The following is a 23948-nucleotide window of genomic DNA, read 5'->3' as shown; positions in this document are numbered from 1 at the left end:
TCGTGTCCGACAAAGGCGAGGAGACATGATGAAACCGCGATCGCTTATTCCAGTCACAGCCGCGCTGCTGTTTCTCGGCGTCTCGATCCCCGAGGCCGCTGCGGAGGACAAGACACCGACCAAGCAAGAGAATTATAGCTATACGTTCACCGATGATCTGCTGGATGCCTCGAACAGCTCCGCGACCGGCGCCATGCTCCAGGTCCGACAGCCCGGGCGTCGCGACAGGCTGCTCCGACCGAGACTCCACTTCGTGCCGGAGATGCTCAAGTCGATCGAAACGATGTGATGGGGCGCGCCGCCTTCTCGACGGAGGAGGAGCCGACGAGGAAAGGAGCACGCATCGGTCGATCGGCCCCGCCCACGGGACGGAACGGGCACCGCGCCGAAGCTAGGCTCCGGTCAATTTCCGGCGCCGCTCGCGCACCTCGCCGAGCTTGAGCACGATCTCGTGCATCCTGCGTTGCTCACTCTCCACCATCTGCTCGAGCTCGCGCTGAAACCATGCGCCGAGCGTGCTCTCGATCGGGCGCGGGAGCCCCAGATCGCCCGGCTCCTCGGTCACCCAGAGGAGCTGCAGCCCGGAGGCCTCCAGCTGGTTGCGCGCGTACTGCATCGCGAGCTGGATCGCCTGCACACCGTCGATCCCGTACACGCACTTGCTGCATCCGTCGTCCAGGCCCTCGAAGACGACGGGACACGCCCAGTCCACCCCAGGAGGGCTCACCTCGAACGGCCGCCCAATCTTCAAGATGATCTCTCGCCCAGGCTGACCTTCCACGCTGTAGCGACGCTCCGCGATCGGCGAATCCTTCTCATCCATCCGATGAGGCTACTACGAGAACTCGACCGCGCAAACCACGAGCCAGCGAAGGTAGCTGGTATGCACATTTTCCCAGCACCGGCGGCGCCTGTTCCGTGGCTGCGCTCGGCAGAACTCCTCCCTGGCTTCGTACGAAGCTAGAGCGTCTCGTCCAAGTCGAATCCTTCTTTCGCGATACCATGGGTTCCTCCCTCTCGTGATGGGGACAAGCAGGCGGGCTTGGGCCACCAGCGTCGAGGTTCGCAAGGCGGGTGACCTGGAGAGCACGTTCGATGTCGGTCACGCGCAAGTATCGGCGCAGGTCCAGGCGAGGCGTCCGACGCCGCCGAGCGAGCTCAGGGAGAACATCATCGCCCTCACGTGCGCGATCCAGCCGATGTGCCGTCGGCAAAGTGGGGCCGCGTGACCCACCCCGCCCAAGGCGCGCGCTTCGAGCGGCTGCTCTCTGCTGGAAGCACCGCGATGTCTGATAGATTGCGCCCGTGATCAGCGACTCCATCGAGCTCCACGCCGGACCGTTCACACCTTCGGACCTGCGCGTCGTCTCGTTCCGCGGGCGTGAGGCGCTCTCCGAGCTGTTCTCGTTTCAGCTCGTGGTGCAGGCGGTCCCCGACCTCGAAGGCCGCGACGCCGAGCTGCTTGGCCGCCTCGCCTCTTTCATCCTGCGCGATGGCCGCGGCGCCGAACGCCGCATCGAGGCGCTCGTCGACCAGGTGCGCGCAGACGCCACGTTCACCCCGCGAACCGGTCCCACCTGGCACATCCGCCTCGTCCCCCCGCTCGCGCTGCTCCGGCGCCGGACCACGAGCCGCATGTTCCAGGACGAGACCGTGCCGCAGATCCTCGAGCACGTCCTCGCCGCAGCCTCCCTCCCGGTCGAGCTCCGCCTCTCGCGGACGTACGCGGTCCGGAGCTACTGCGTGCAGTACCGCGAGAGCGACCTAGCGTTCGTGCGGCGGCTAGCTGCCGAGGAAGGCATCGTCTTGTGCTTCGCGGACGCGCCGGCCGGGGTTCCAGGCAGCGTGGCCCGCGCGCCGGTGATCTTCCTCGACGACCCGGCGCACTACCCCGCGGCGTTCGGCAACGGGTCAGGCATCCTCGTCCTACGCCCTGAGGAGGGGCTGACACCCACAGGGCTCGAGATCGTCGCCTTCGGCGTGCAGCGCTCGCTCAAGCCCAGCTCGGTGCATCTCCGGGACTACGATTTCCGCCGGCCGAACCTGGTCCTGAGGGAGCGGGTCGGGAACGCGGCGAGCGGGCAGCCTGCGCTGGACGTGTACCAGCACCACGCCGACTACGACACACCGGAGGTCACGCCAGACCGCGCGCGGGTTTTCCTGGAGCAAACCCAGCGCCGATCGGTCGAGGGCAGCGGCGAGAGCTGGGCCCGCGCGCTCGCTCCAGGACGCCGCTTCGAGCTCAGCGCCGAGGCCTCCCCCGGGATCGAGGGCTCCTACGCCGTGACCCGCGTCGCGCACGAGGGACACACCCCCGAGCTGTCCGGCCGCCCCGCGGAGCGCACCTACCGCAACCGCTTCGAGTGCATCCCAGCAACGGCGCTGCTCAGGCCGCGTGCGCCGACGCGCAAGCCGAGGCAGGTCCTCGAGACGGCGGTGGTCACCGGGCCGGCAGGGCACGAGGTGCACACCGACGAGCATGCGCGCGTGAAGGTGCAATTTCACTGGGACCTCGATGGGCAACGCAACGAGAAGAGCTCGGCCTGGCTGCGTGTCGCTCAGAGCTGGGCGGGAGCGTCGTTCGGCTCGCAGTTCATCCCGCGCGTCGGCATGGAGGTGCTGGTCGGTTTTCTCGGCGGGGACACCGACTGCCCGGTGGTGCTCGGGTCCCTGTACAACGCGACCCATCCGCCGCCGTTCCCGCTGCCGGGAGAGAAGCTGAAGAGCGGCCTGCGAACCCAGAGCTCGCCCGGCGCGGGCGGGGCGAACGAGCTGTCCTTCGACGATCGTGCGGGCGAGGAGCGCATCGGCATCTTCGCAGAGCGCAACCTCGAGGAGGTTGTCCAGCACGACCACACCACGATGGTCGGTCACGATCGGCGGATCACGGTGCAGGGCGATCGCACCGTCACCGTGAGCCGGGACCAGACGACTTCCGTGCAGGGGAGCCGCACCGAGAGCGCCGCCGGGTCGGCGATCGAACGGATCGGCCAGAACCGGCTCCTCGCGGTGCAGGGGTCGCAGCACGTGGCCGTCGATGGCGACTCGAGCTGTGTGGTGGGGAGGGATCTGGACGTCACGATTAAGGGCCGCCTGGGCGCGACGGTCGGCACCGAAGAGGACGAGGCCGTCGCGACGCTCGACGTGCATGGGGACGGCACGCTGGCGACCACGGGAAGCGTGCGGGTCAAGGCCACCCGGTCGCTGCGGCTCTCGTGCGGGGCAAGCACCATCGAGCTGACCCCGGACGAGATCAAAGTCGACGCCAAGGCCATCACCATCCTGGGTGGCAGTTCGGTCTCGCTCCTCGGCAAGGGGCCGGCGCTCTACCTGACGGACAAGGCGCTCGTCGACGCCAAGGCGATCACCATCAAGACGCCGCAGTCGTTCCTGAAGCTGGACGAGGACGCGAGCCTGCAGGGCAAGCTGGTGAAGCTGAACTGCGACGCAGTGGATGACGGGGAGGAGCCCGAGCAGGAGAAGGAGCCGCTGAAGTCGTTCCGCGTCCGCGTGGCGGACGTCTACGAGAAGCCGTACGCCCACAAGAAGTACCGGCTGATGGTCGACGGCGTGAAGTACGAGGGCCAGACGACCGACGATGGGATGGTCGAGCAGGACCTGCCGCCGACAGCGGAGACGGGCGAGCTCGTGGTGTGGATCAAGGAACCCAACAAGGAGCCGACGCTGAAGTGGCGGCTCAAGCTCGGCGACCTGCCGCCCATGGACACGCCGCACGGGATACGGCTGCGGCTGAAAAACCTCGGCTACTACCGGATCACCGAGGGACAGACCGAGGGAGCGGAGGTCGCTGCGATCAAGGCGTTCCAGCGCGATCAGGGCCTTGAGCCAACCGGCGTCCTCGACGACGAGACGCGCGGCCGGATCGAGGCGGCGCACGGGCATTGACCGGACCGATGATTTGATGCTGCGGCATGAATCCACGAAGAAGGGACTGAACCCATGCGTCCGCCGAGATCCGAAAACGGTGCTTACCTAGCCGCTGTCATCGTGGCATGTGCCCTGATTTCCTGCCGGCCAGGCGGCGCTGCGCCAGGTACCCCCGCGCTCGGCGGAGACGCCGCGCAGCGTGCACCGGGCGCCGCGGGGCCATCTTCCCCGCGACCAGAGAGTTCGTTTGACAAGGTCGCTGATCTGCCCGGCCGCACGGCCCGTCTGTGGCCCCTGGAAGGCGGCCAGATCCTGCTGGAGCGCAACGGCACCTCCTTTGCGTTGATCGATGGCGATCATGTAGGGCCGACGGCAGAGATAGTCGAAGGTCTGCCTATGGAGTCCTCCGTACCCGAGGGAGAGGTGAAAACCCTCGTCGGGCGCTGGCCCGATGCGGTGTGGATGGTCTTGCGCACCGCGGACAACTCGAGCCGGACCTATCCCTTCTACCATGAGAGCGTGTTCCGCCTCGGAGGTGCTCGCTGGAAGATGGTCCACCAGGTACCAGAAGGCGACTACTCCGATGACCTCTACCAGGGCCTGTGGGATCAAGGCCGAGGGTGCTTGGTCGGCTTGCTCGTGGACAAGGAGGACGCCGCCGACGCCTGGACGGCACACGGGGAGGTGCTCGATTGCCCTGGACAACCCGTGCCGCGTCCCTCGTTCAAGGCGACGAACGATAAGAAGTACGGGATAACCGCGGCGCGGGGCTGGCACTCGGGAGACGTGCTGGCGATCGAGGCGCACGCTGCAATGAAGGAGGGCGAACCTGTTCCGGTCCGGCTCGTCCTGTCCCGACCGGGGCCTCCGAACAGGACCGAAATTCTCCTCCCACTGCCGCCCGAGATCCAGCGCGACAAGCGGAAGTTCTACCCATGGGGCATCCGGCTGCTCGGAGAGAGTCCGACCGACGTCTACGTCGTCGGCAGTCATGAGCTCGGTATGGAGGCGCCTTATGGGATCTACGGGCCTTACCCGGCGGAGGATATGCCGCCGCCCATGCTCTTCCATTTCGACGGGACCGCTGTCGCGGAGATGCCTGCTCCGCCGACAAGGAGGATCTTGAATGCCGCTCGCGGGCAGGACGGCACGTTGGTGATCCTCAGCCTGGCGCGAGACGCTTCCCGAGGTGGGAAGGCTGTGGAGGTCTGGGCTCTCCCGCGAGGCGGCGCCTGGATGCAGGTACCGATGCCCGTCGATCCAGAGGCGAAGGCCGCGTACGTGCCGGAAAGCGTCGCGGTGCGGTCGCGGTCCGAGATCTGGGTCGTAGGCGTTCACGAGAAGAGTGAAAAGGATCGTCGGCTCGCCCTCTTCCGCTCCCACCGCCTGACCGAGATCGCGCCGGGCTCGAGCCCGACGCACGGTGCCGGTAGCCAGCTCCGCAGGACATTCGGTCGCCCAATGCATGCTCACGTGCCGGCGATCGTTGCAAGCCGCCCCCTGGCTCCTGGTACACTGCACCACTGATCAGCAATCTCTTCGATTTGGCACCGAACGGGCGGCGGCAGAAGCGAGCAGGGACATGGCAGCACGAAGCGTACTGTGCACTCTGGTGAACTCTACGGGCGAGCCGCTCACGTTCGTGGGCCCTCCTCAGCTCGACCACGGGATCCTCACCCCGGGCCAAGAACCACCACCCACGTGCGGAGCGACAGCGGTCTGGTCGGCCGAGTCCGACGGCTTCATGACCGGCACCGAGGGCCGCGTGACCTACCGCGGATCGAGTGGCTCGGTGACGCTGTACTGGAACAACCCGTTCGTCGGCGGCAACGACTACGGCGCCGCCCCCGGCGGTGCTTACATCCTCACCAAGGTGCAAGGCCCGAAGGTGGGCAGCAACGTGAACGCCACCTACGTCGTGGACCGCAGGAAGGAGCCGGTTTTAGCGTCGGAGCCGGAGGCGGATGCCGCCGACGGGGCCGTCCCCGCACAGGCACCACCGCTGGTCGAGCGGCCGGAGGAGCCCGGAAAAAGCAGCCACGTGCCCAAGGGGACAGGGCAGGTCACCGTGATCAGTCCCAAGGACTGGCTCGTCGACATCGCCTGGCAAGCCGTCAACAGCATCGAGTGGAGCCCGCTGGTCCTCGAGATCACCGAGAACCGACACGGCAGCCAGAGCGGCGCTGCGTGTCCGGGCATGCTGCCTACCTTCCCTGGGGTCAAGGAGAACGGGAAGTGCCAGCGACCGCACGAGGCGAGGGCAGCGGCACGAGAGGCGAAGTACACCGCAGCGCTCGAGCGGCTCAAGAAAGAGGGAATGGAAGAGGCGCTCGCCAGAGTCAAGGCGCGCGAGGAATCGAACATGGTTCCGAATGACTTTCACTCCTGGTGCGGCGACTTCGTATCCTGGGTGTTCTGGAAGGCCTGGGTCTTGCGTGGCAGTCCGGAGGACAAGATCACGCGCGCGGAACTCGGCAAATTCCTTAACCGTGAAGCCATCAACGGTGTGTGGACATTCGGACAGAACCTGAACATGGTGGAGGCCTATGCAAAGGGACTCCCGCTGGAAGTATTCCACCAGAACCAGCAAGCGAAAGGCACGCCCACCGGCCTCCTCGTCTGGCATCCTCCGGGAGACGGGTATGCGCCCAGGCCGGGAGATATCTTCATGGCCGACCGCAAAGCCGGAGGTCACATATCCATTGTTGCATCCTGTGAGGCTGAAGCGTTCTACGCCCAGTCTGATAAGCAACGGCAGCGTCCGCATTATCGATTCATGACGCTGGACGGAAAATCCTTCGATTTCCGTGACGACGACGGCGAGGCTGGCTGGAACGAGGCCCTGGCGAATCTCAGCCCCGAAGAGCGCAAGAAGATCCAGCTTCCGCAAGGAAGGTGGCAGGGTGTTGCCCAGAACAAGCGCAGCACCGATGGAAAGAAGGATCCGCTCCGCGGTTTCATCGACACCTCCAAGCTCAGGGAGGCCCTCGGGTACCGTTGATACGGGAATAGAGCAGAATAATGACAGCGCGCAACGTACTGTCCGTTCTGGTGAATCAGATCGGCGAGCCACTCCCATTCGTGGCTTCTCCTCAACTCGACCACGAAGTGCCGTGAGCGGCGCAGGATAGCTCGGAGAGAACATGCAGTCGCAGACCCCCAAGCCAGGAAAGCCCGCCGCGAAGCAAGGCGACAAGGTCATCGGCGTCGACACGCACCTGGTGATGGTGCCCTCTCCCGGCGGGCCTGTGCCGACGCCGATGCCGATGCCGTTCAGCGGGGACCTGTCCGGCGAGCTGAGTGCGGATGTCCTCATCGAGGGCAAGCCGGCCGCGGTCCAGGGGAGCACTGCGGCGAATGCACCCGCGCACGTGCCCAATGGAGGTGCCTTTCAGCGTCCTCCGTCGAATCAGGCTCGGATCCAGGCGGGCAGCGAGACGGTGCTGATCAACAACAAGCCGGCCGCGCATCTCGGCGATCCGGCGCTGACCTGCAGCGACCCGGCCGACGCGCCGAACGGAAGGGTGCTCGCGTCCGGCACCGTGCTGGTCGGCGATTAGGGGCCAGGGATGGCGGCAGCCACGAAGCCCGCATCGGGAGCACAGGAAGCGAGCGGAGGGGTCTCGCTGGCGCAGGTTGCGGCCGTTACGGCGGCGGTGACCGAGGGGTTCCCGCTCGAGGACGTGCTCGCAGTCGAGGGGCTGACGCCGCGCGCGTTCGCCCGGGCCGATCTCGCCTGGAAGCAGCGGCTGGTCGCCGAGCCGGAGCTGCTCGCGGCGTACGAGCTGGAGCTGGCGCAGGCCGAGGACTGGCTGGAGCGATCGGTCGAGCCGCTCGCGGAGGACGCGGCCGCCTGGGCGAGCTTTCTCGCCGCCTTTGAGGCGCATCCGGCGCCGTTCGAGCTGCTGCACGGGAATGATCTGGGCATGAACGACGTCTCGCGGCTCCGCCGCCGCTGGGCGCGGCGCGTGGAGGAGGATACGAAGCTCGGCGAGCTCCTCGTGGAGCTTCGTGCGAAACCTGGGAAGCTTGGACCGCTCCGGGTCGGCTCCCGTGTGCTGAGACCGTCGAGGGTGGCTGACGCACGGGGAGCGGCGAACGCGCCCACAAACGATCCCACCGCAGCGGTGATGCCCCGCAAGCCCGGTCTGGGCCTGGCCGAGTACGCGGCGCTGTGCGCGGAGCTCGAGGCGCTGCCCGAGCAGCGCAAAGGGGTGTTGCGGCGCCACGGTTTGGAGGACGAGGCGGCGCTCGCCGCGCTTCATCGGGGGTGGCGGGTGATGCTGGGGCGCGATGCGGTGCTGGCGAAGGACTTCGAGCGGCTGGAGGCGCACCACGCGCACCGCCTGGGGATGCTCCTCGCCCGGGCGCGGAACGTCGCTGACGTCGAGCGCTCGATCGCGCCTCGCGCCGCCTTGTCTGCGCCGTCCGCGCCGTCTTCCGGCGGGGCGGCGGCCCCGAAGGCGCTGCAGGGCACGGGACCCCTGCTGGACGTGCCCCGAGCCGCGGTGGTCCCCTTCATGCCCGCGCAAAACGCAATCTCGATCGAGAGGGCCGAACCGAAGCCTCCGCGCGCTGCGGAGTCGCTCACCGGCACGGCGCCCCTGCCCGATATTCCACGGGGGGCGGCGCTGCCATTCCCGCGGTCCACCGTCTCGGCGGCCGTGAAGCCCCCGCCGCCCGTGGTCGCGGAGACCGGGCCGCTCGTGGACGTCCCCCGCGGCCCAGCTCTGCCGTTCGCGCCCGGGGCATCGGAGGCTCCTCGGCCACCCACGCCGACAGCCCAGCCGCAGCGGCCACGGGCACATCGGGAGGCCGTGGTGACATCACCGGTGCAGGCGCTGCCGGGAGGCCCGGCGATTCCCTTTGCCGAAACGGCTCCGGCGAGGCTTGCCGGAGCGCCGGCCTCATCGAAACGGGCTCCGCAGGCTCCGGCTCAGCTCGGAGAGACGTCCCTGAGCCTCGAGATCCCCCGTGAGCTGTTGAGGCAAACCGCGAGCGCGCAGGCGGCGGTGGCCGGAGCCACCTCCCAGAGCTCCACGACGCCGCCATGTCCCTCGCCGTCGAGCAAAGCTGGCACGAGCGGTCCAGCGCCCCTCGCCGAGCCGATCGACATCGTCCTGCCGCTCGCCCAGTACGCCGCGCTCTGCGCCGAGCTGTCCCTGTTCCCTGACGCGGCCGAGGAGATCTTCCGGCGATACGGGCTGAGCTCCGCCGAGAAGCGGTCAGCGGTCGATGCAACCTGGAAGGAGCGGCTCCGCGAGCGACCGACGGAGTACGCACGATGGCAGGAGATGTTCCGCCAGTGCCATGCGCACTTCGCGAAGCGCGGTAGGCCTGCGGGGTAATCCACCTCGATCTCGCCATCGGGCTCGCCCGCTGCTCCGCGACACGGAGCCGCTCATCGAGCCGGCGCGAGCCCCTCATGGGCCTCCGCCACCTCCTCGTCGCCTGCCTTCGCCGCCGCGTCGTGGTCCGCCGCCGCCGCCCGGCCGTCATCCGCTGCTGCCGCCTCGTTGTCATCGCCCGCTGCCGCAGCGATCGCCGTCTCCTCGGTCGACGGCGCCATGCCGGTCGGCGGCGGCGAGAGCGTGGTTCCCTTCTCGGTCAGCTGCACGCGGAACCGGAGCAGGAACGACAGCCCCAGCACGCCCGCCACGCCGGGGAGGTCCTCCACGATCGCGAGCTTCACGCTCGGGGCGGAGGCGCCTTCCACCTCCAGCCGGCCGGCGACGGCGAGCTTCGCCTCCTGAAGGCCGCTCGGCGTCCACACCCGCAGCACACGCGGCCCGGCGGAGAGGCCGATCCGGTCCGCGAACGCCCTCTGTACAAGCACGTGGCTCACCATTGCATCGACGACGAAGACGCCCTTTTCCTTGCCGTCGATCGCTGCTTCGCCTCGAGCCAGGCGGTCCTCCCCGCGCTGCAAGAGCGCCTGTCCGGTGACGGCGAGAGGCTGGCACTCGGCCGAGGTGGCGAGCTGGCTCGCCATCTCCATCACGGTGAAGCCAGACCACCGCACGAGCCGCGTCCCTTCATCGGCATGGTAATAGAGGAGCTGGGCGAGCGGCGCGATGCTGTCGCACGGGCGGCGGAGATCCTGATAGACGCGCGCCAGGTGGACGGGCGCCCCCCGCTGGTGCGGGCGGAGCGCGATGCATTGCTCGTAGTCGGCGGCCGCCTCCTCGAGCTTTCCCTGGCGCTCCCGCGACTCGGCGCGCCCGCAATAGGCGTCCCCGTCGGCCGGGCTCTGCTCGATCAGCCGCGTCGCCGCGCGCTCCGCCCCGGAGTACTCTCCGCGGCGGTCGTGGGCGGCGCGGATCTTCCAGAGCAGCCTGGGCCCGTGGCCGCACGCCGCGAGGAACGCCTCGCTGCGCTCGATCACCTCGCGATCGCGATTGGCGCGACGGAGGAGCTCGGCCAGCGTGAGCATCAGGTCCTCCTCACAGGGGTTCGCCTCCAGCGCGCGCTCGGTCGCGGCGAGGCCCTCCGGCGGTATCCGCACGGCCGCGGCAGCGTGGATGTACGCCGCCGCGACGCCGCCCACCGCCGCGAGCAAGACCGCCGCGACGCCCGCGCTCCTGAGCGCGCGACCGCGCCGGATCGCACGCTCGCAGCCAGGGCAGGCGACCCCGTGGGAAGCGGAGAAGGAGACGCACACGTGGCAGACGGGAGCGCCGCAGCGCGCGCACTCCTCCGTCGAGGGGGCGAGAGCATGAAAGCGGCAGCGCGGGCCTTCCTCGATACGAGTGCGATATGCCACCCTCCCAGGCTAGCATTGCTGGGAGAAGCGCACGACGCGCTCGCCGCTCGAGATAGAGACCTACAGCATCCAGCTGCCGACGCCGCGGAGTGACACAAGCGCGCCGACCGGCGGCGATCTGTACGCGACCCCCACGCCATCCACCGAGAAATCGTTGCGCCGGAGCGGCACCAGCGCGGCGGCGCCGACCTCGAAGCCGAGCGGACCTGCCAGGCTCGCCAGCGACAGCTCGATCGGCACCGCCAGCCACGTCTTCTCGACGGCGTCGTTCCGCGTGAAGCCGCTGGCCGCCACCTTCAGCCGGCCAGCGTGAACGCCGGAGCACACGTCGAAGCGCAGGCCTCCAACACCCGCGGCCGCGAAGCAGGCGCGCACGGCGCCGCCGAGCATCGTCTCGCGGAGCTCGCCCGGCCCGAGCTCCAGCGTCTGCGGGACGAGCCAGAGCGCGCCGATCGCCGCTCGAAATCGCGCACCGCCGATGCCGAGGTCCGCGGAGAGCGCGGGCGCGAAGGGACGCACCACGCCGAACAGGCCGGCAGCGCCCGCCGCCAGCGTGAGCCGCGTGGCGCCACGTCCGGACGTCGACGCCTCGCGCTCGCCGCCGCCGGCGCCCGCTGGCGCGGGCCGCGCGACCGGCGGCCGCTCCGCCGAGGCGCTGGGTGAAGGTGCCGGCGCTGGAGGCGCGGGCGGCGGCGCGTCGCGCGCCTCGACCCCGGGCTCCTGCGGGGACGACGCCTGCCCGTCGGAGTCGAGCAGCAGCGCGAGCGTCACCGCGGTCGCCTGCTCGAGCCCGGCGCAGCTGCGGCTGCGATCGCGCAGCTCGCGCGCGCCGCTCCCGCTGCGGATGGACGCGCGGAAGCCGTCGGTATCCCGGGTGAAGTCGACGAGGTAGGAGCTGCTCGCACCCGTCTCGGGCCGACCGCGCAGCTGCTCGACGCGCTCGATGAGGCGCGCCGCGTCCGGGCAGCTCTCGGCGCCAGCGCCGCGCGTCACGCTCAGGAACGGCTCGGTCTGCGCCGCGGCGGTCCCCGAAGCCGCCAGCATCGCACAAAAAACCACGGGAAAAGCGCGACGCCTCCGCATCCGGACGACGCGAGGGTAGCCGCCGCGCGGAGCACGCGCATTTATTTGTGATCGTCGCGGGCCGGCGTCCCCACTAGAGCACCGATCACGTTGAAACCCGGAGAATTTTCACAGGGAGGCGGGGAGGCGGGGAGGAAGAAGAAATGAATTTCTCCCTCCTCGCCGTCTCTCGCTCCCCGCCTCCCCGTCTCCCTGTGAAAAATTCCTGCTTTTTCTTGTGGTTTCAACCCGTTTGTCGCTCCAGATGGCCGAGTGGTATCGTCCCTGCACAATTCCGCGCTCGAGCTGGCGGCGTCTGCTCGTCTCGTTCGCTGACAGGTCACCGGGACGTCACGGCATGAGCACACCGGACCCCGAGTTTCGAGCCCTCTACGACGCACACTTCAACTTCGTCTGGTGCTCGCTCAGGCGCCTCGGGGTGCGCGAGGCGGACGTGCTCGACCTGGCGCAGAAGGTGTTCTTGACCGCGCATTTCAAGCTCCCCGAGTTCGAGGGTCGATCGCTCCTCACGACATGGCTCTTCGGCATCTGCCAGCGTGTCGCGAGCGACTACCGGCGCTCAGCGCGGTTCCGGCGCGAGGTCACGACGGACGCCGCGGAGATGGACCTCTACGGCGGCGCGTCCGAGGAGCTCGCGCTGAGCGCGGAGTCTCGGCAGCGCGCGCAGGCGGCGGAGGTCATCTTGAACAAGCTGCCGGAGCCGCAGCGCCTCGTGTTCGTCCTGTTCGAGCTCGAGGAGAAGTCGGGGCAGGAGATCGCGGACCTGCTGGGCATTTCCGTGGGCACCGTGCGCTCGCGCCTCCGCCTGGCGCGCGAGACCTTCTCCCGCGAGGTCAAGCGCCTCGCGCTGGCACAGGACACGAGCCGAAAGGAGGCCGTGTGATGGGGGATCCTGAACGGCTACTGAGCGTCAAGAGCGGGGCGGACCCGCTCGAGCGAGAGCTCCTGGGAAGCGTGCGCCACGTGGGTCCGCCCGAGGGCGCGAAGGAGCGCGCATGGCGCGGCATCGCGGGCCAGCTGGCGGCGGGGACGGCCGCCGGCGCCACGGCCGGCGCGAGCGCCGCCGCTGCCACGAAGGCTGGCGTCGGTTCGCTGTTGCCGTCGGCGCTCTCGATCAAGGCAGCGGCTGTGCTCGTGGGCGGCGGCCTGGTGCTCGGCGGAGGGTACTGGGCCCTCTCCTCCCCGGACGAGCCGCCTGCGCCGCCCCACGCGGCGGCGCCGGAGCGCGCGCCCGCGGAGGTGCCGCAGGCCCCTGTGGCGCCTCTGGAGGAGCCCAAGGCGCTTCCGGCGCCGCCGCTCGATGGTCCCACCGCGGGAGAGCCGACCCGGAGGCCGAGCGGACCGAAGCCGACGGAGACCGATCTTCTGCGCGCGGAGAGCGCGCTGCTCACGGAAGCGCGCGCCAAGCTGCGCTCCGGAGACGTGGCGGGAGCCACGGCGCTCCTCGAGCGCCTGCGCGCGCAGTTCCCGAACGGCGTGCTCCGGCAGGAGCGCGAGGTGCTCGCCATCGACGTGCTGGCCGCGCGCGGCAACGCGCAGGAGGCGAAGCGGCGCGCTCAGGCCTTCGTCAAGCAGTATCCCAAGAGCCCCCACAGCGCGAAGCTAAGGCGGTTCCTGGATCAGCCGTGAAGCGCTGCTCGGCCGCTCGTTTCATGGCGTTCGGCTGCCTTGCGGCCTCCGGGTGTGATGCGGAGATCACCTCGGTCGGAGCCTGGGCGCCAGTCGTGTCCGGATCCTCTTACATCGAGGCGGAGCTCGGAGAGCTGAGCGACGGCTTCACCGTCGGTGAAGACAGCCGCGCTTCCGAGGGCCGCTTCATCGCGCCCCCGGCCGGAGTGACCTCGGACGACGCGCCGGGGCTCGCGCGGGCTCGCTACCGCTTCGAGGCGCCGAGCGGGGCAGAGTACGTGATCTGGGGGCGGATCCACGCGCCGGGCGCCCTCAACAACCGCTTCTGGTTCCAGGTGGACGGCGGCCCCTGGTACCTCTGGCGCATCAGCGTCGGTGACATCTGGTTCTGGGACGATCTCCACGACAACACGCGCTATGGCGAGCCGCTCCGCTTCCCCCTCTCGGCCGGAGCGCACGAGCTCGTCCTCGCGAACGCCGTCGAGGGCGTCCAGCTGGATCGGCTGTACTTCACGCCCGACGGCGACGAGCCCCCGGGCAACGACACGCCCTGCGATCCGCCGCATTCGATCGAGGTCGAAGGGGAATGCCTCCCGAGCTGCGGCGCCTTGAAGGGGACCGCGTGCGGCGACGTCCCGTGCACCGGGCGCGAATTGCTCGAAGCCTACGATTGCGCTGTGTGCTGCAGCATCGAAGGACCGTGAGCCGGCGGCGCTCCCGCGGTCGGGTCGGAGCGCGGCGACCGTGGACCTACCTCTTCGTACCAATCGAAACGTCTCCACGTTTCGACGACGAAAAAGGTGATCGCGCCCGAGCGGGTCTCCCACCGAGGCTGAGTAGCCAGCTGCCTCGAGCGGAGCCCTGAATGACTACATCATCGATTGAACAATTCAAGTCCCACGGAAGCGTGGGCCTGCTCGCCGCGGCGCTCGCGCTGTCGGCGTGCATCGGCAACCTGGGCAGCGAAGACGGCAAATCGCCGGCGGAGGGCACGAACGGCACGAGCGGCAGCTCGAGCAGCGGAGGCTCGGGCTCGGGGCCTTCGGGCCCGGGCGAGCCATTGAGGTGCGACGCGAGCACCATCGATCCTGGGCCTTCGCCGATGCGGCTGCTCTCGCGGGAGCAGTACCTGAACACCGTGCGCGACCTCGCCGGCGACGTGCCCGGCCTCGACGCGGCGCTCGGCCCCGCGATCGAGGCGTCGGCGTTCGGCCTCTTGCAGCCGGACGTCACGCAGGTCGAGCTCGAGCATTTCCAGGCCGCGGCGGACGTCATCGCCGCGGCCGTCGCCGGCGATCCGGAGGCGCTCGACAGGATCGCGCCTTGCGAGGCCGGAGCCGAGCCGCGCGAGTGCGCGCGCCAGCTGGTCGTGGGCTTCGGCGCCCGCGCCTACCGCGCCCCGATCACGGACGCGGCGGACATCGAGCGACACCTGCAGCTCTTCGACGTCGGCGCGGAGACGAGCTACGAGCACGGGATCGAGCTCCTGCTCCGCGGCATGCTGCAGTCGCCGCGCTTCCTGTACCGCGTCGAGATCGGCACCTCGGAGAAGGTGAGCGATCGCGCCGTGAAGCTCTCTCCTTACGAGGTGGCAGCTCGCCTCTCGTACATGCTGTGGGGCACCCTGCCGGACGCCAGGCTGAACGAGGCCATCGAAGACGGCAGCCTGACCACGAAGGAGGGCGTCGCGGCGCAGCTCGACTGGATGCTCGAGGACGAGCGCGGCGAGAGGCTGGTCCATCGCTTCCTCGGCAGCTGGACGCACCTGAACGGCCTGAACAGCGTGGTGAAGGACGCGGACGCCTTCCCCGAGTGGCAATCGCGGTCGTTCCGCGAGTCGCTGCGCGGGCAGGCCGACGCCTTCTTCGACCACGTGCTCGACGACGAGGGAGGCAAGCTGAGCGCGCTCCTCACCTCCACGACGGTCTTCTACAACAAGGATCTCGGCGGGTACTACGGCGTCACCGGCGACGAGTCCTTCCAGGCGCTGAAGCGCACGGACGGGGCCACCTCGGGTATCCTGACGCTCCCGGCGCTGCTCGCCATCCAGGCGAAGCCCGCAGAGAGCTCGCCGATCTACCGAGGGAAGTTCGTGCGCGAGGCGCTGCTCTGCCAGCAGCTGCCGGCCCCGCCGGCCAACATCCCCAAGCCGCCCGAGGTCGACCCGAGCAGCTCGACCCGAGAGCGGCTGTCGCAGCACGAGGTGGACCCGAGCTGCGTCGGCTGCCACCAGCTGCTCGACCCTATCGGCTTCGGTTTCGAGCACTACGACGCGATCGGCCGCTACCGCGAGCTCGACGGCGGCGAGCCGGTCGACGCGAGCGGCAAGGTCATCGCCACCCGCGACATGGACGGCGAGTTCGAGGGCGTGGCGGAGCTCGGCAGTAGGCTCGCGGGCAGCGCCGAGGTGGAAGAGTGCGTGGCGCGCCAGTGGTTCCGCTTCGCGATCGCCCGCTTCGAGCAGGACATGGATGCTTGCTCGATGGAGAGCTTGCTCGAGACCTTCAAGGCCGCCGGCCAGGATCTGAACGCGCTTCCCCGCGCCGTCGTGGAGACGGACGCCTTCCTTTACCGCCGTCCGATCGACGCGCACACGAAGGAGATGCCATGAACCGAAGAGGCCCTATCGACCTCCGCACCCAGATCAGCCGCCGCAAGCTGCTGGGCGGGCTCGGCGCCCTGACCGTCGCGCTCACGAGCCCCGTCTGGCGGAGCGCCACCGTCTTTGGACAGGACGCGAAGCAGCCGGGCGCCAGGCGCTTCATCGGCATCTTCTCGGCGAACGGCACCGTGCCGTCGGCGTTCTTTCCGGCAGGGGACGCGCACGAGGCGCCGCTCTCGCTCGGCCCGATCCTGGCGCCGCTCGAGGAGCACAAGCAGAGGATGCTTGTGCTCAAGGGCGTGCACATGAACTCGACGGTCGAGGACGAGCTCGGCGTCACGAGCGAGAACAAACCCGGCGGACCGCACATGAAGGGCCCCGGCGCGATGCTCACGGGCGGCTCGCTGCTCGCCGGCAGCTTCACGGGCGCGGGCGGCCCCGCCGGCTGGGCGGATCGCATCTCCGTCGACCAGCACATCGCCAATCGCATCGGCAAGAGCAGCCAGTTCCCGTCGCTCGAGTTCGGCGTGCGCATCGAGGGGCAGGAGCCGCTCCGCGTGATCTCGTACCGCGGTCCGAACCAGCCGAACACGGCCGTCGACGATCCATTCCAGATGTACTCGCGCATCTTCGCCAACGCGGATCTCTCCGAAACGGAGCTGCAGCGGCTGATCGCGGAGCGCCAGAGCGTGCTGGACTTCCTCAAGGACGATATCGGCCGACTGAAGTCGCGCGTCAGCTCCGAGGACAAGGCGCGGCTCGAGGCGCACCTCGGCGGCATCCGCAACATCGAGCAGCGGCTGCAGAGCTCGGTGGTCTCGTGCACGCCGCTCACGATGCCGGAGAAGTTCGACACGCGAGCGATGGAGAACTATCCGAAGGTCGGCCGGCTGCAGACCGACCTGATGCTGCTCGCGCACATCTGCGGCATGACCCGCGTCTCCACGTTCATGTGGGCCAACGCCGATAGCTGGCAGTACTATCCCTGGATCGGGGTGAACGAGGAGCACCACGAGCTCTCCCACGCCGGCGACAACGATGCGGTCGCGAACGAGAAGCTCGTGAAGATCAACGTCTGGCACAGCGAGCAAGTGAAATACGTGCTGGATCAGCTGGCGCTCGCGAAGGAAGTGGACGGCAGCTCGGTGCTGGACAACACCCTGCTGCTCTGGGGCAACGAGCTCGGCGTCGGCAACACGCACACGTACAAGGATATCCCGTGGGTGCTCGCGGGCGGCGCGGGCGGCTACTTCAAGATGGGCCGCTACATGAAGTACGCCGACCTGCCGCACAACAACCTGCTCGTGTCGGTATGCAACGCCATGGGCCTCGACGACGTGACCACCTTCGGCATTCCCGGCGTGTGCACCGGGCCCCTGCCAGGCCTCCTGGCCTGAGCCGCGGGGAGAGGGCGACCTGCCGGCCGCCGCGCTCGACGCGGTCGCGAAGCTCCGCGCCAAGGGGAGCGAGCAGATAAAACCGTACGCAGCCCCGGAATAAACCCGACATTCGCGCCGAGGTCGGAAGTCGCGGACGGATCCCGTTCAGCCGGAGCGAGCGCGCGGCGCGCGGCCCGGGCCGGCCTGGACAACTGGACAGCTGGACAACCCTCCTCGCGCACTGCCGTCTTACCATTCATCACAGTTTTGTATTGCCACATTCCGGGTTCAGCCTATATTCCACACCAATCAATTTTCCTACCATCCGCCGCGCATCGCCCTCGGCGTGCCGCGGCGCTTACGCTTCTCAAGCCCAGGACGCTCGTCCATCATCGCTTCGCTGCGTCGGCCAGGGAGCGGAGCGCCGCTCCGCCGATCGGAGAAGCTAGATCACGCCTCGAGGAGCCAGGCAGCGCAGGCGCGCTGGACGAGCAGCGCGCGTCGACACCGTTCCATTCGTTTCGTTCGAGGGGGGGAGACATGGATGTTCGTGACATTTACGGCGCGGGAGACCGCGACCGGGACCGGGCGGGGCTTCCATGGAAGCTCGGGATCGCGCACGTGGTGAGCAGCTTGAAGGCCGGCGACGCCGAGCAGGTGGTCGTCGATCTGACGGCGCTCCAGCGCGCTGCGGGCCATGACGTGACCGTGATCGCCATCGCCGATGATCCGGACGGTCCGCGGGCAGAGCAGCTGCGGCGGCGCGGCGTCGAGGTGCAGCTCCTGCCGAAGCGCCGCGGCCTCGACGTGAGCATGACCGCCCGGCTCGTCGCGCTCTTCAGGGCGAGAGGGATCTCGCTCGTCCATGCGCACAACCTGCAGCCGCTCCTCTATGCCGCGCCCGCAGGCTGGCTGCACCGCGTCCCGGTCGTCCACACGAAGCACGGCGTCTCGGACGAGCTGCAAGGCCGGCGATGGCTGCGCAGCGCCGCCGCCGCGTTCGTCGACGCCCACGTCGCGGTGTCGCGGCCGGCCGCCGAGGCCCTGGTCAACCAGGGCCAGGTCAGCGCCGAGAAGCTGCACGTCGTCGCCAGCGGCCTCGACCTCTCGCGGTTCGCGCCCGATCCCGTGGCCAGGGCCCGTGTCAGGGCCGAGCTCGGCATCTCGCAGCGGGCCTGGGTGCTCGGGAGCGTGGGGTGCCTCTCAGCCGTGAAGAACCATGCATTGCTCCTGCGCGCGGCCGCGCAGGCGCTGCCGGAGGACGGGCGGCTGCTCCTCGCCGGAGATGGCCCGGAGCGGGCGCGGCTCGTCGCGCTCGCGCGCGAGCTCGGCCTGTCCGAGCGCGCGCACTTCGTCGGCGGGCGGCACGGCGTACCCCAGATCCTGGCCGCGCTCGACGCGTTCGCCCTCACCTCCGTCGCCGAGGGCCTGCCGCTCGCCGTCCTCGAAGCGATGGCCGCCGGGCTCCCCGTCGTCGCGACCGCGGTGGGCGGCGTGCCCACGGCCCTCACCGAGGGGTACACGGGCTTCCTCGTGCCTTCCGGTGACGCCGAGACGCTCGCGGCCAGGCTGACGGAGCTCCGCGACGACCCCGCGCTCGCCACGCGCATGGGGCGATACGGCCGGAAGGTCACGCTCCAGCGCTACTCCGCTGCCCGCATGGTCGAGCGTTACATGGACCTCTACACGCTGGTGCTCGTACGGCGGCTGCACCGCGGCATGCCCGCCATCCGGCCGAGCGACTTGTTCGCCTATGCGCAGAGCTCGTCCTTCGTGCAGCGCGCGTTCGGCGTCAGCGAGGCCGCCGAGGCGCCGGGCGGCGGCTGGGGCGCGCCGCGCAGCGACGCGGCGGCCAGCGCGCGGCCGCGCTCGCCGATGGCGCTCTCGATCTGAGCGAGCGCTGCGACGCACCTCGAGCTCGCCTCGTCCCTGCGCACTCGGAAGCCGGCGGGCGCGGTCCGCGGGGGCACGCCTACGACAGCAAAAGGTGTTCGAGGAGAATCTTGAACCCGAGTCCAATGAGCACGATCCCCCCAGCGAGGTCGAGACGCTTGCCGAGCATCGCCCCGAACCGCCGTCCCGCGAAGAGCCCGGCTGCGCTGAGCAGCGCCGTGACGACGCCGATCGTCACGACGGAGATCGCGAACGGGGCGTTCAACATCGGCAGCGTGATGCCCACGGCGAGGGCGTCGATGCTCGTGGCGATCGCCAGCACGAACATCGAGCTCAACGCGAAGGAATCGGCCGTGGTCTCGCCCTCGCCGTCGCCGTCGCCGCGGGCTTCCCAGAGCATCTTTCCGCCGATGAACGCGAGCAGCACGAACGCGATCCAGTGGTCCCACGCCTGCACGCGCGGACCGATCTGCTCCCCGAGCAGCCAGCCGATGACGGGCATCAGGGCCTGAGCGCCGCCGAAGAACCCGGCGACGAGCAGGACATGGCGCGCCCGGATCGCCGGGACCGACAGCCCTCGTGCCGCGGCGACAGCGGTCGCGTCCATCGCGAGCCCGAGCGCGAGGAGCAAGATCGCGCCGAAGTTCATGAGCCCCTCCGCGCGTCACCGGCAGAGAGCGGGCGAACCTCGACCGTGACGTGCTGGAGGCTGGCGATCGGGACGAGCGCGTCACGGTAGGCGGAAGGCGCCAGAGGGCTCGGTACCGCGACCGAGACGATGCAGGCGCGCGCGCCGGGGCCGATGTCCCACAGGTGCAGATCGACGACGCTCGCTCCTGCGAAGGTAGACTCGATACGATCGCGGATGCGCTGAGCAAGGGACTCGGAAGGTACGACGTCGAGCAGCTGCCTGGCCGCCTGTCGGCAGAGTCCGTAGCTCCACTTCGCGATGACGAGCCCGCCGACGATGCCCATCGCGGCGTCGAGGAACGTCCAGCCAAGAGTGCGCCCGCCGAGGAGGGCGAGGATCGCGAGCACGCTGGTCAGCGCGTCCGCGAGGACGTGGAAGTACGCCGCGCGCAAATTGTGGTCGTGCCCGTGGTGGTCGTGGCCATGGGCGTGCTCGTCGTCGTGATCGTCATGGCGATGGTCGTGGTGATCGTGGTCGGGGTGGTCGTCGTCCGCCTCGTGATGGTGCTCGTCGGCGTGGAGGAGCCGCACGCTGACGAGGTTGACCGCGAGACCGACGACGGCGACGGGAAGCGCCTCGGAGAAGGCGATCGACTCGGGATGGAGGAAGCGGCGCAGCGACTCGACGACCATGAGCAGCGCGATGAGCGCGAGCGCGACCGCGCTCGTGTACCCGGCGAGGGCGTGCACCTTGCCCGTGCCGAAGGAGAACGCGCTCGACCCGGACTGCTTGCGCGCGAACCAGTACGCGAAGGCCGACATGCCGAGCGCGCCCGCATGCGTGGCCATGTGCCAGCCGTCGGCCGTGAGCGCGAGCGAGTTCGTCGCATAGCCGACCACGAGCTCCGCCACCATCATGGCGAAGGTCAGCGCGACGACCCACCGGGTCCTGGCTTCGTGCGAAGGCGCGGCGGCGCCGTGGTCGTGGGCGTGTCGAAGCTGGGCGAGCCGATCGGATCCCGTGGAGTCGCTCATCGTTGCTTCCTTCACTTCACATAGGCGCGGACGATCTGAACCAGCTCCTCCGCGGCCTCCCGCTGAGGTGCCGTTGCGCGCTCCCCGTCGATGACGTGCGTGCGGATGTGCCCCTCGATGAGCTCGCCCACGAGGCCGTTCAGCGCGCCACGCGCCGACGTCACCGTCTGCAGGACCTCCGAGCAACCCGCTTCGCCCTCGAGGGCCCGCTCGACCGCTTCGAGCTGCCCCCGGATCCGCCGGACGCGCGCGATGAGCTTCTTCTTGTTCTCGACCGTGTGCACGCCTATAGCATAGGGGGGTATACTATATGGATCAAGCGCCGCGCGCTGGCTCCTCTCGGAGGCCGGCGACGGTCGGTGCAGGTCCGTCGTCTCGCCCAGGTCGCTGAGGCCGAGCTCCCAGGCGTTCGGCGGGATGGGCGGCAGGGGGTCGATCAGGTCCACGCAGTCCGCGCAATGGGTCGCTCAACCCATGTGGACTGAGGGGGACAACTATCCGTTGCGCGCCCGGTAAGCGCGCTGCTGGCAAGCGCGCGAGCAGTAAGCGCGCGGCCGCCCCGTGGAGGACTGGGCGATCTCGCCGCCGCACTGCGCGCACGTCGACTTCTCGTCATGCCGAGGGGCATCAGGGAAACTTTCGTCACAACCCCGCGCTGGAGACCGTGACGTTTCGGGACTTTCGTCACATCGACGGGAGCGCGACCGGACGAGCGCCTCGATGCCCTCGAGCACGCGCTGCAGGCCGAACAGGAACACCTCCTCCGTGAAGGGGTGCTCGCCGAAGGCGCCCGAGCGCATCAGCTTCGCCATCGTCGGGAGGCGCCCCGGGTCGAAGAGCTTGTCCCAGAAGTACGCGCGCTCGGACCACCACTGCGCGTCGGTGACGCCGGTCTCCCGCTCGGCCTCGGCCACGTCCACCGAGAGCCTCGCCGCGCCTCGGACGTACCCGTCGACGAGGTGGACGACGGCGATCACCTCGCGGTCGGTGAGGCCGATCCCGCAGGCCGCGCGGAGCTCCGCGTCGTACGCCGCCATCCCGTGCGGCCCCATCACGGGGCGCACCGGCGTCACGTGCAAGAACCACGGGTGGCGGTGGTAGAGCGCCCAGTCCGCCAGCGCCGCCGCCTCGAGCTTGGCCCGCCACCCCCCGGAGACGTCGTCGACCAGGGGCAGCTCCCCCGCGACGGTGTCCAGCATGAGATCCAGGAGCTCGGCCTTGCTCGGAACGTACCGGTAGAGCGACATCGTGGTGAACCCGAGCTTCCCGGCGACCCGCTGCATCGACAGCGCCGAGAGCCCCTCGCCGTCGGCGAGCTCGATGGCGGCCCGCACGATCTGATCGAGGCTCAGGCCAGGCTTGGGCCCCCGGCTCGGCCGCTTCCTGGCCCCCCAGAGGAGCTCCAGGCTGCGCACGGCGTCGCCGCCGCCGCTGTACTCCGTCGCCGTTTTCCGACGCCTCGTTGGTTTGACAGCCATCCCGCGACTGCGTATACCACACACACAAACGTGTACGTTATACACATTTTATGGAGGCCCGCTTGAAGCAGCACGACCCGAGGCGATCGACGCGAATGACGACCCTGCCCCTCCACGCGCGCGGCCTCTCGGCCGTCGTGCCGCTCGCGCTCTCGCTCGGATGCGCGGCGCAGGAGCCGACGCCGGAGCCCACGTTCTGGCAGGACGTCGCGCCGATAACGACGTCCAGGTGCGCCGCGTGTCATCAGGAGGGCGGGCTCGCGCCCTTCCGCCTGGACGACTACGTCTCGGCGAAGGCGCGCGCTGGCGCGATCGACGACGCCGTGCAGGGCGGCCATATGCCCCCGTTTCTCGTGACGCACGACGGCTCGTGCGGCGACTTCGAGGACGAGGCGACGCTCACCGCCGAGGAGATCGACATCATCCATCGCTGGGCGACCGGGGCGCGCGCCGAGGGAGAGCGCGCGGGCGCGCCGCCCGCCCCGCCCGTGCCCACGCTCGAGGGCGGCGTCGACTACATGACACCGCCGATCACCCCCGTGGTCGACCCCGCCAATCCGCTCGCGGCGTACGACGAGTGGCGGTGCTTCCAGGTGGACCCGGGCATCGAGGCGGACCGCTTCATCACCGGATATCAGGTGACGCCCGGGGTCCGGTCCATCGTTCATCACGTCACGGTTTACCGGGTGACTCCCTCGGAGCCGTCGCTCGTGGAGGGCAAGACGAACCAGGATCTGATGACGGAGCTCGACGGCGCCTCGCCGGACAGGCCCGGCTGGGAGTGCTTCGGCGGCCCGTCCGACGGGATGCCGTTCCAGCCGCTGTTCGCCTGGGCGCCCGGGCAGAACGTGGTCGAGTTCCCCGTCGGCACCGGGGCGCCGCTCTCCTCGAAGGACCATTTCGTGGTCCAGGTGCATTACAACCTCCATGACCACGCGAGCGCCTCCGCCGAGGACTCGACGCGCCTCCGGCTCCGCTACGAGGACACCGTGGAGCGGCGCGCCGTGTTCATCGGGGACGACGGCTTCCTCACGACCCTCTTCGAGCCGGACGGCCCGGACACGCTGCCTCCCGGCCAGCAGGACGCGGCCTACACGTGGAAGAGGACGCGGGCGGAGCTCGCGATCGACCCGGCGCTTCCCCCGATCGAGGTGCTCGGCGTGATGCCGCACATGCACGAGCGCGGGCGCACCTTCGACATCCGCGTGGCGTCGGGGGCGCAGGAGAGCTGCATCACGCGCGTGGAGGACTGGGACGTCCACTGGCAAAACGTGTACTGGTACCGCACGCCGCCGCTGCTCGACCCGGGCTCGTCGCTCGAGGTGACATGCACCTTCGACACGCGCGACGCCCAGGATCCCGTGCTGCCCGGATGGGGCACGCAGAACGAGATGTGCAACGCGAACATCATGGTCGCGCTGCCGATCACGCCGTGACGCCGCGACCGCGCCCTCTCCCGCGCCATGAGCCTGGCGATCGGCGCTCGTCGCTCGCGATCGATCACAGCACGTCGCAGCGATCTTCAACCATGACGCTTGCCGGTTGACCTCGTGATTTCGCCGGGCCAC

Annotated in this window: 20 protein-coding genes; 13 read left to right on the top strand and 7 right to left on the bottom strand. The window is 69.4% G+C overall.

What is annotated here, in order from left to right; all coding sequences use genetic code 11:
• Nucleotides 1-25: 25 nt before the first annotated feature.
• Nucleotides 26-289: a hypothetical protein gene (locus WMF11_RS03070; RefSeq protein ID WP_437906908.1), complete on the top strand. Its 264-nt coding sequence runs from the start codon at nt 26-28 to the stop codon at nt 287-289.
• A 102-nt stretch (nt 290-391) separates the two neighbouring features.
• Here the strand turns inward: WMF11_RS03070 and WMF11_RS03065 are convergent, their stop codons facing one another.
• Entirely contained in the window at nt 392-823 is a 432-nt protein-coding gene (locus tag WMF11_RS03065; RefSeq protein ID WP_437976357.1) for a DUF6968 family protein, read from the bottom strand.
• 482 nt (nt 824-1305) lie between these two features.
• On the opposite strand from WMF11_RS03065, the gene tssI reads away from it, so the two are divergent.
• From tssI to WMF11_RS03040, 5 genes are all read left to right on the top strand, one after another.
• A complete protein-coding gene (gene tssI, locus WMF11_RS03060) occupies nt 1306-3906 on the top strand; it encodes a type VI secretion system tip protein TssI/VgrG (RefSeq protein WP_437976356.1) in 2601 nt (866 codons plus the stop codon).
• 54 nt (nt 3907-3960) lie between these two features.
• Entirely contained in the window at nt 3961-5415 is a 1455-nt protein-coding gene (locus tag WMF11_RS03055; RefSeq protein ID WP_437976355.1) for a hypothetical protein, read from the top strand.
• A 217-nt stretch (nt 5416-5632) separates the two neighbouring features.
• The gene (locus WMF11_RS03050) at nt 5633-6889 is read left to right on the top strand and encodes a hypothetical protein (RefSeq protein ID WP_437976354.1); all 1257 of its coding nucleotides are present in this window, start codon (nt 5633-5635) and stop codon (nt 6887-6889) included.
• A 142-nt stretch (nt 6890-7031) separates the two neighbouring features.
• A complete protein-coding gene (locus tag WMF11_RS03045) occupies nt 7032-7448 on the top strand; it encodes a PAAR domain-containing protein (protein ID WP_437976353.1) in 417 nt (138 codons plus the stop codon).
• 9 nt (nt 7449-7457) lie between these two features.
• Nucleotides 7458-9236 carry a hypothetical protein gene (locus tag WMF11_RS03040; RefSeq protein WP_437976352.1) on the top strand — a complete coding sequence of 593 codons (1779 nt, stop codon included), beginning with the start codon at nt 7458-7460 and terminating at the stop codon, nt 9234-9236.
• Between the two features lie 53 nt (nt 9237-9289).
• On the opposite strand, the gene WMF11_RS03035 is transcribed toward WMF11_RS03040, so the two are convergent.
• Complete coding sequence (locus WMF11_RS03035) at nt 9290-10651, bottom strand: retroviral-like aspartic protease family protein (RefSeq protein WP_437976351.1); 1362 nt, start codon at nt 10649-10651, stop codon at nt 9290-9292.
• Between the two features lie 60 nt (nt 10652-10711).
• Entirely contained in the window at nt 10712-11695 is a 984-nt protein-coding gene (locus WMF11_RS03030) for a hypothetical protein (RefSeq protein ID WP_437976350.1), read from the bottom strand.
• A 376-nt stretch (nt 11696-12071) separates the two neighbouring features.
• Here WMF11_RS03030 and WMF11_RS03025 point away from each other — a divergent pair, with 376 nt between their 5' ends.
• From WMF11_RS03025 to WMF11_RS03000, 6 genes are all read left to right on the top strand, one after another.
• Nucleotides 12072-12617 (top strand): RNA polymerase sigma factor, encoded by a 546-nt coding sequence (locus WMF11_RS03025; RefSeq protein WP_437976349.1) that lies wholly within the window; start codon nt 12072-12074, stop codon nt 12615-12617.
• Nucleotides 12617-13363 carry a tetratricopeptide repeat protein gene (locus WMF11_RS03020; RefSeq protein ID WP_437976348.1) on the top strand — a complete coding sequence of 249 codons (747 nt, stop codon included), beginning with the start codon at nt 12617-12619 and terminating at the stop codon, nt 13361-13363. The genes WMF11_RS03025 and WMF11_RS03020 overlap by 1 nt, the downstream gene beginning before the upstream one ends.
• A 95-nt stretch (nt 13364-13458) precedes the next feature.
• Entirely contained in the window at nt 13459-14067 is a 609-nt protein-coding gene (locus WMF11_RS03015) for a hypothetical protein (RefSeq protein WP_437976347.1), read from the top strand.
• A 161-nt stretch (nt 14068-14228) separates the two neighbouring features.
• The gene (locus WMF11_RS03010; protein WP_437976346.1) at nt 14229-15974 is read left to right on the top strand and encodes a DUF1592 domain-containing protein; all 1746 of its coding nucleotides are present in this window, start codon (nt 14229-14231) and stop codon (nt 15972-15974) included.
• The gene (locus tag WMF11_RS03005) at nt 15971-17362 is read left to right on the top strand and encodes a DUF1552 domain-containing protein (protein WP_437906897.1); all 1392 of its coding nucleotides are present in this window, start codon (nt 15971-15973) and stop codon (nt 17360-17362) included. Before WMF11_RS03010 ends, WMF11_RS03005 begins: the two co-directional genes overlap by 4 nt.
• Nucleotides 17363-17884: 522 nt before the next feature.
• Nucleotides 17885-19237, top strand: a complete 1353-nt coding sequence (locus WMF11_RS03000; protein ID WP_437976345.1) for a glycosyltransferase — start codon at nt 17885-17887, stop codon at nt 19235-19237.
• 79 nt (nt 19238-19316) lie between these two features.
• Here the strand turns inward: WMF11_RS03000 and WMF11_RS02995 are convergent, their stop codons facing one another.
• The 4 genes from WMF11_RS02995 to WMF11_RS02980 form a co-directional block, all read right to left on the bottom strand.
• Nucleotides 19317-19886 carry a manganese efflux pump MntP gene (locus WMF11_RS02995; RefSeq protein WP_437976344.1) on the bottom strand — a complete coding sequence of 190 codons (570 nt, stop codon included), beginning with the start codon at nt 19884-19886 and terminating at the stop codon, nt 19317-19319.
• Entirely contained in the window at nt 19883-20902 is a 1020-nt protein-coding gene (dmeF, locus tag WMF11_RS02990) for a CDF family Co(II)/Ni(II) efflux transporter DmeF (protein WP_437976343.1), read from the bottom strand. The genes WMF11_RS02995 and dmeF overlap by 4 nt, the downstream gene beginning before the upstream one ends.
• 11 nt (nt 20903-20913) lie before the next feature.
• A complete protein-coding gene (locus WMF11_RS02985; RefSeq protein WP_437297622.1) occupies nt 20914-21186 on the bottom strand; it encodes a metal/formaldehyde-sensitive transcriptional repressor in 273 nt (90 codons plus the stop codon).
• A gap of 210 nt (nt 21187-21396) precedes the next feature.
• The gene (locus WMF11_RS02980) at nt 21397-22380 is read right to left on the bottom strand and encodes a TetR/AcrR family transcriptional regulator (RefSeq protein WP_437976342.1); all 984 of its coding nucleotides are present in this window, start codon (nt 22378-22380) and stop codon (nt 21397-21399) included.
• 95 nt (nt 22381-22475) lie between these two features.
• On the opposite strand from WMF11_RS02980, the gene WMF11_RS02975 reads away from it, so the two are divergent.
• Nucleotides 22476-23816, top strand: a complete 1341-nt coding sequence (locus WMF11_RS02975) for a hypothetical protein (RefSeq protein WP_437976341.1) — start codon at nt 22476-22478, stop codon at nt 23814-23816.
• Nucleotides 23817-23948 lie beyond the last annotated feature (132 nt).

It is taken from the genome of Sorangium sp. So ce295 (genome assembly GCF_051527405.1).
Taxonomy (GTDB): Bacteria; Myxococcota_A; Polyangia; order Polyangiales; family Polyangiaceae; genus Sorangium; species Sorangium cellulosum_B.
Note: the sequence above shows the minus strand (reverse complement) of the source record. Positions and strands in the feature narration are given on the sequence as shown.

Coding starts and splice junctions, on each gene's coding strand:
- WMF11_RS03025 (WP_437976349.1), top strand. CDS start 12,072: ATGAGCACACCGGACCCCGAGTTTCGAGCCCTCTACGACGCACACTTC.
- WMF11_RS02995 (WP_437976344.1), bottom strand. CDS start 19,886: ATGAACTTCGGCGCGATCTTGCTCCTCGCGCTCGGGCTCGCGATGGAC.
- dmeF (WP_437976343.1), bottom strand. CDS start 20,902: ATGAGCGACTCCACGGGATCCGATCGGCTCGCCCAGCTTCGACACGCC.
- WMF11_RS03055 (WP_437976355.1), top strand. CDS start 3,961: ATGCGTCCGCCGAGATCCGAAAACGGTGCTTACCTAGCCGCTGTCATC.
- WMF11_RS03070 (WP_437906908.1), top strand. CDS start 26: ATGATGAAACCGCGATCGCTTATTCCAGTCACAGCCGCGCTGCTGTTT.
- WMF11_RS03030 (WP_437976350.1), bottom strand. CDS start 11,695: ATGCTGGCGGCTTCGGGGACCGCCGCGGCGCAGACCGAGCCGTTCCTG.
- WMF11_RS03040 (WP_437976352.1), top strand. CDS start 7,458: ATGGCGGCAGCCACGAAGCCCGCATCGGGAGCACAGGAAGCGAGCGGA.
- WMF11_RS03065 (WP_437976357.1), bottom strand. CDS start 823: ATGGATGAGAAGGATTCGCCGATCGCGGAGCGTCGCTACAGCGTGGAA.
- WMF11_RS03050 (WP_437976354.1), top strand. CDS start 5,633: ATGACCGGCACCGAGGGCCGCGTGACCTACCGCGGATCGAGTGGCTCG.
- WMF11_RS03010 (WP_437976346.1), top strand. CDS start 14,229: ATGACTACATCATCGATTGAACAATTCAAGTCCCACGGAAGCGTGGGC.
- WMF11_RS03045 (WP_437976353.1), top strand. CDS start 7,032: ATGCAGTCGCAGACCCCCAAGCCAGGAAAGCCCGCCGCGAAGCAAGGC.
- WMF11_RS03020 (WP_437976348.1), top strand. CDS start 12,617: ATGGGGGATCCTGAACGGCTACTGAGCGTCAAGAGCGGGGCGGACCCG.
- WMF11_RS03005 (WP_437906897.1), top strand. CDS start 15,971: ATGAACCGAAGAGGCCCTATCGACCTCCGCACCCAGATCAGCCGCCGC.
- WMF11_RS02980 (WP_437976342.1), bottom strand. CDS start 22,380: ATGGCTGTCAAACCAACGAGGCGTCGGAAAACGGCGACGGAGTACAGC.
- WMF11_RS03000 (WP_437976345.1), top strand. CDS start 17,885: ATGGATGTTCGTGACATTTACGGCGCGGGAGACCGCGACCGGGACCGG.
- WMF11_RS02975 (WP_437976341.1), top strand. CDS start 22,476: ATGACGACCCTGCCCCTCCACGCGCGCGGCCTCTCGGCCGTCGTGCCG.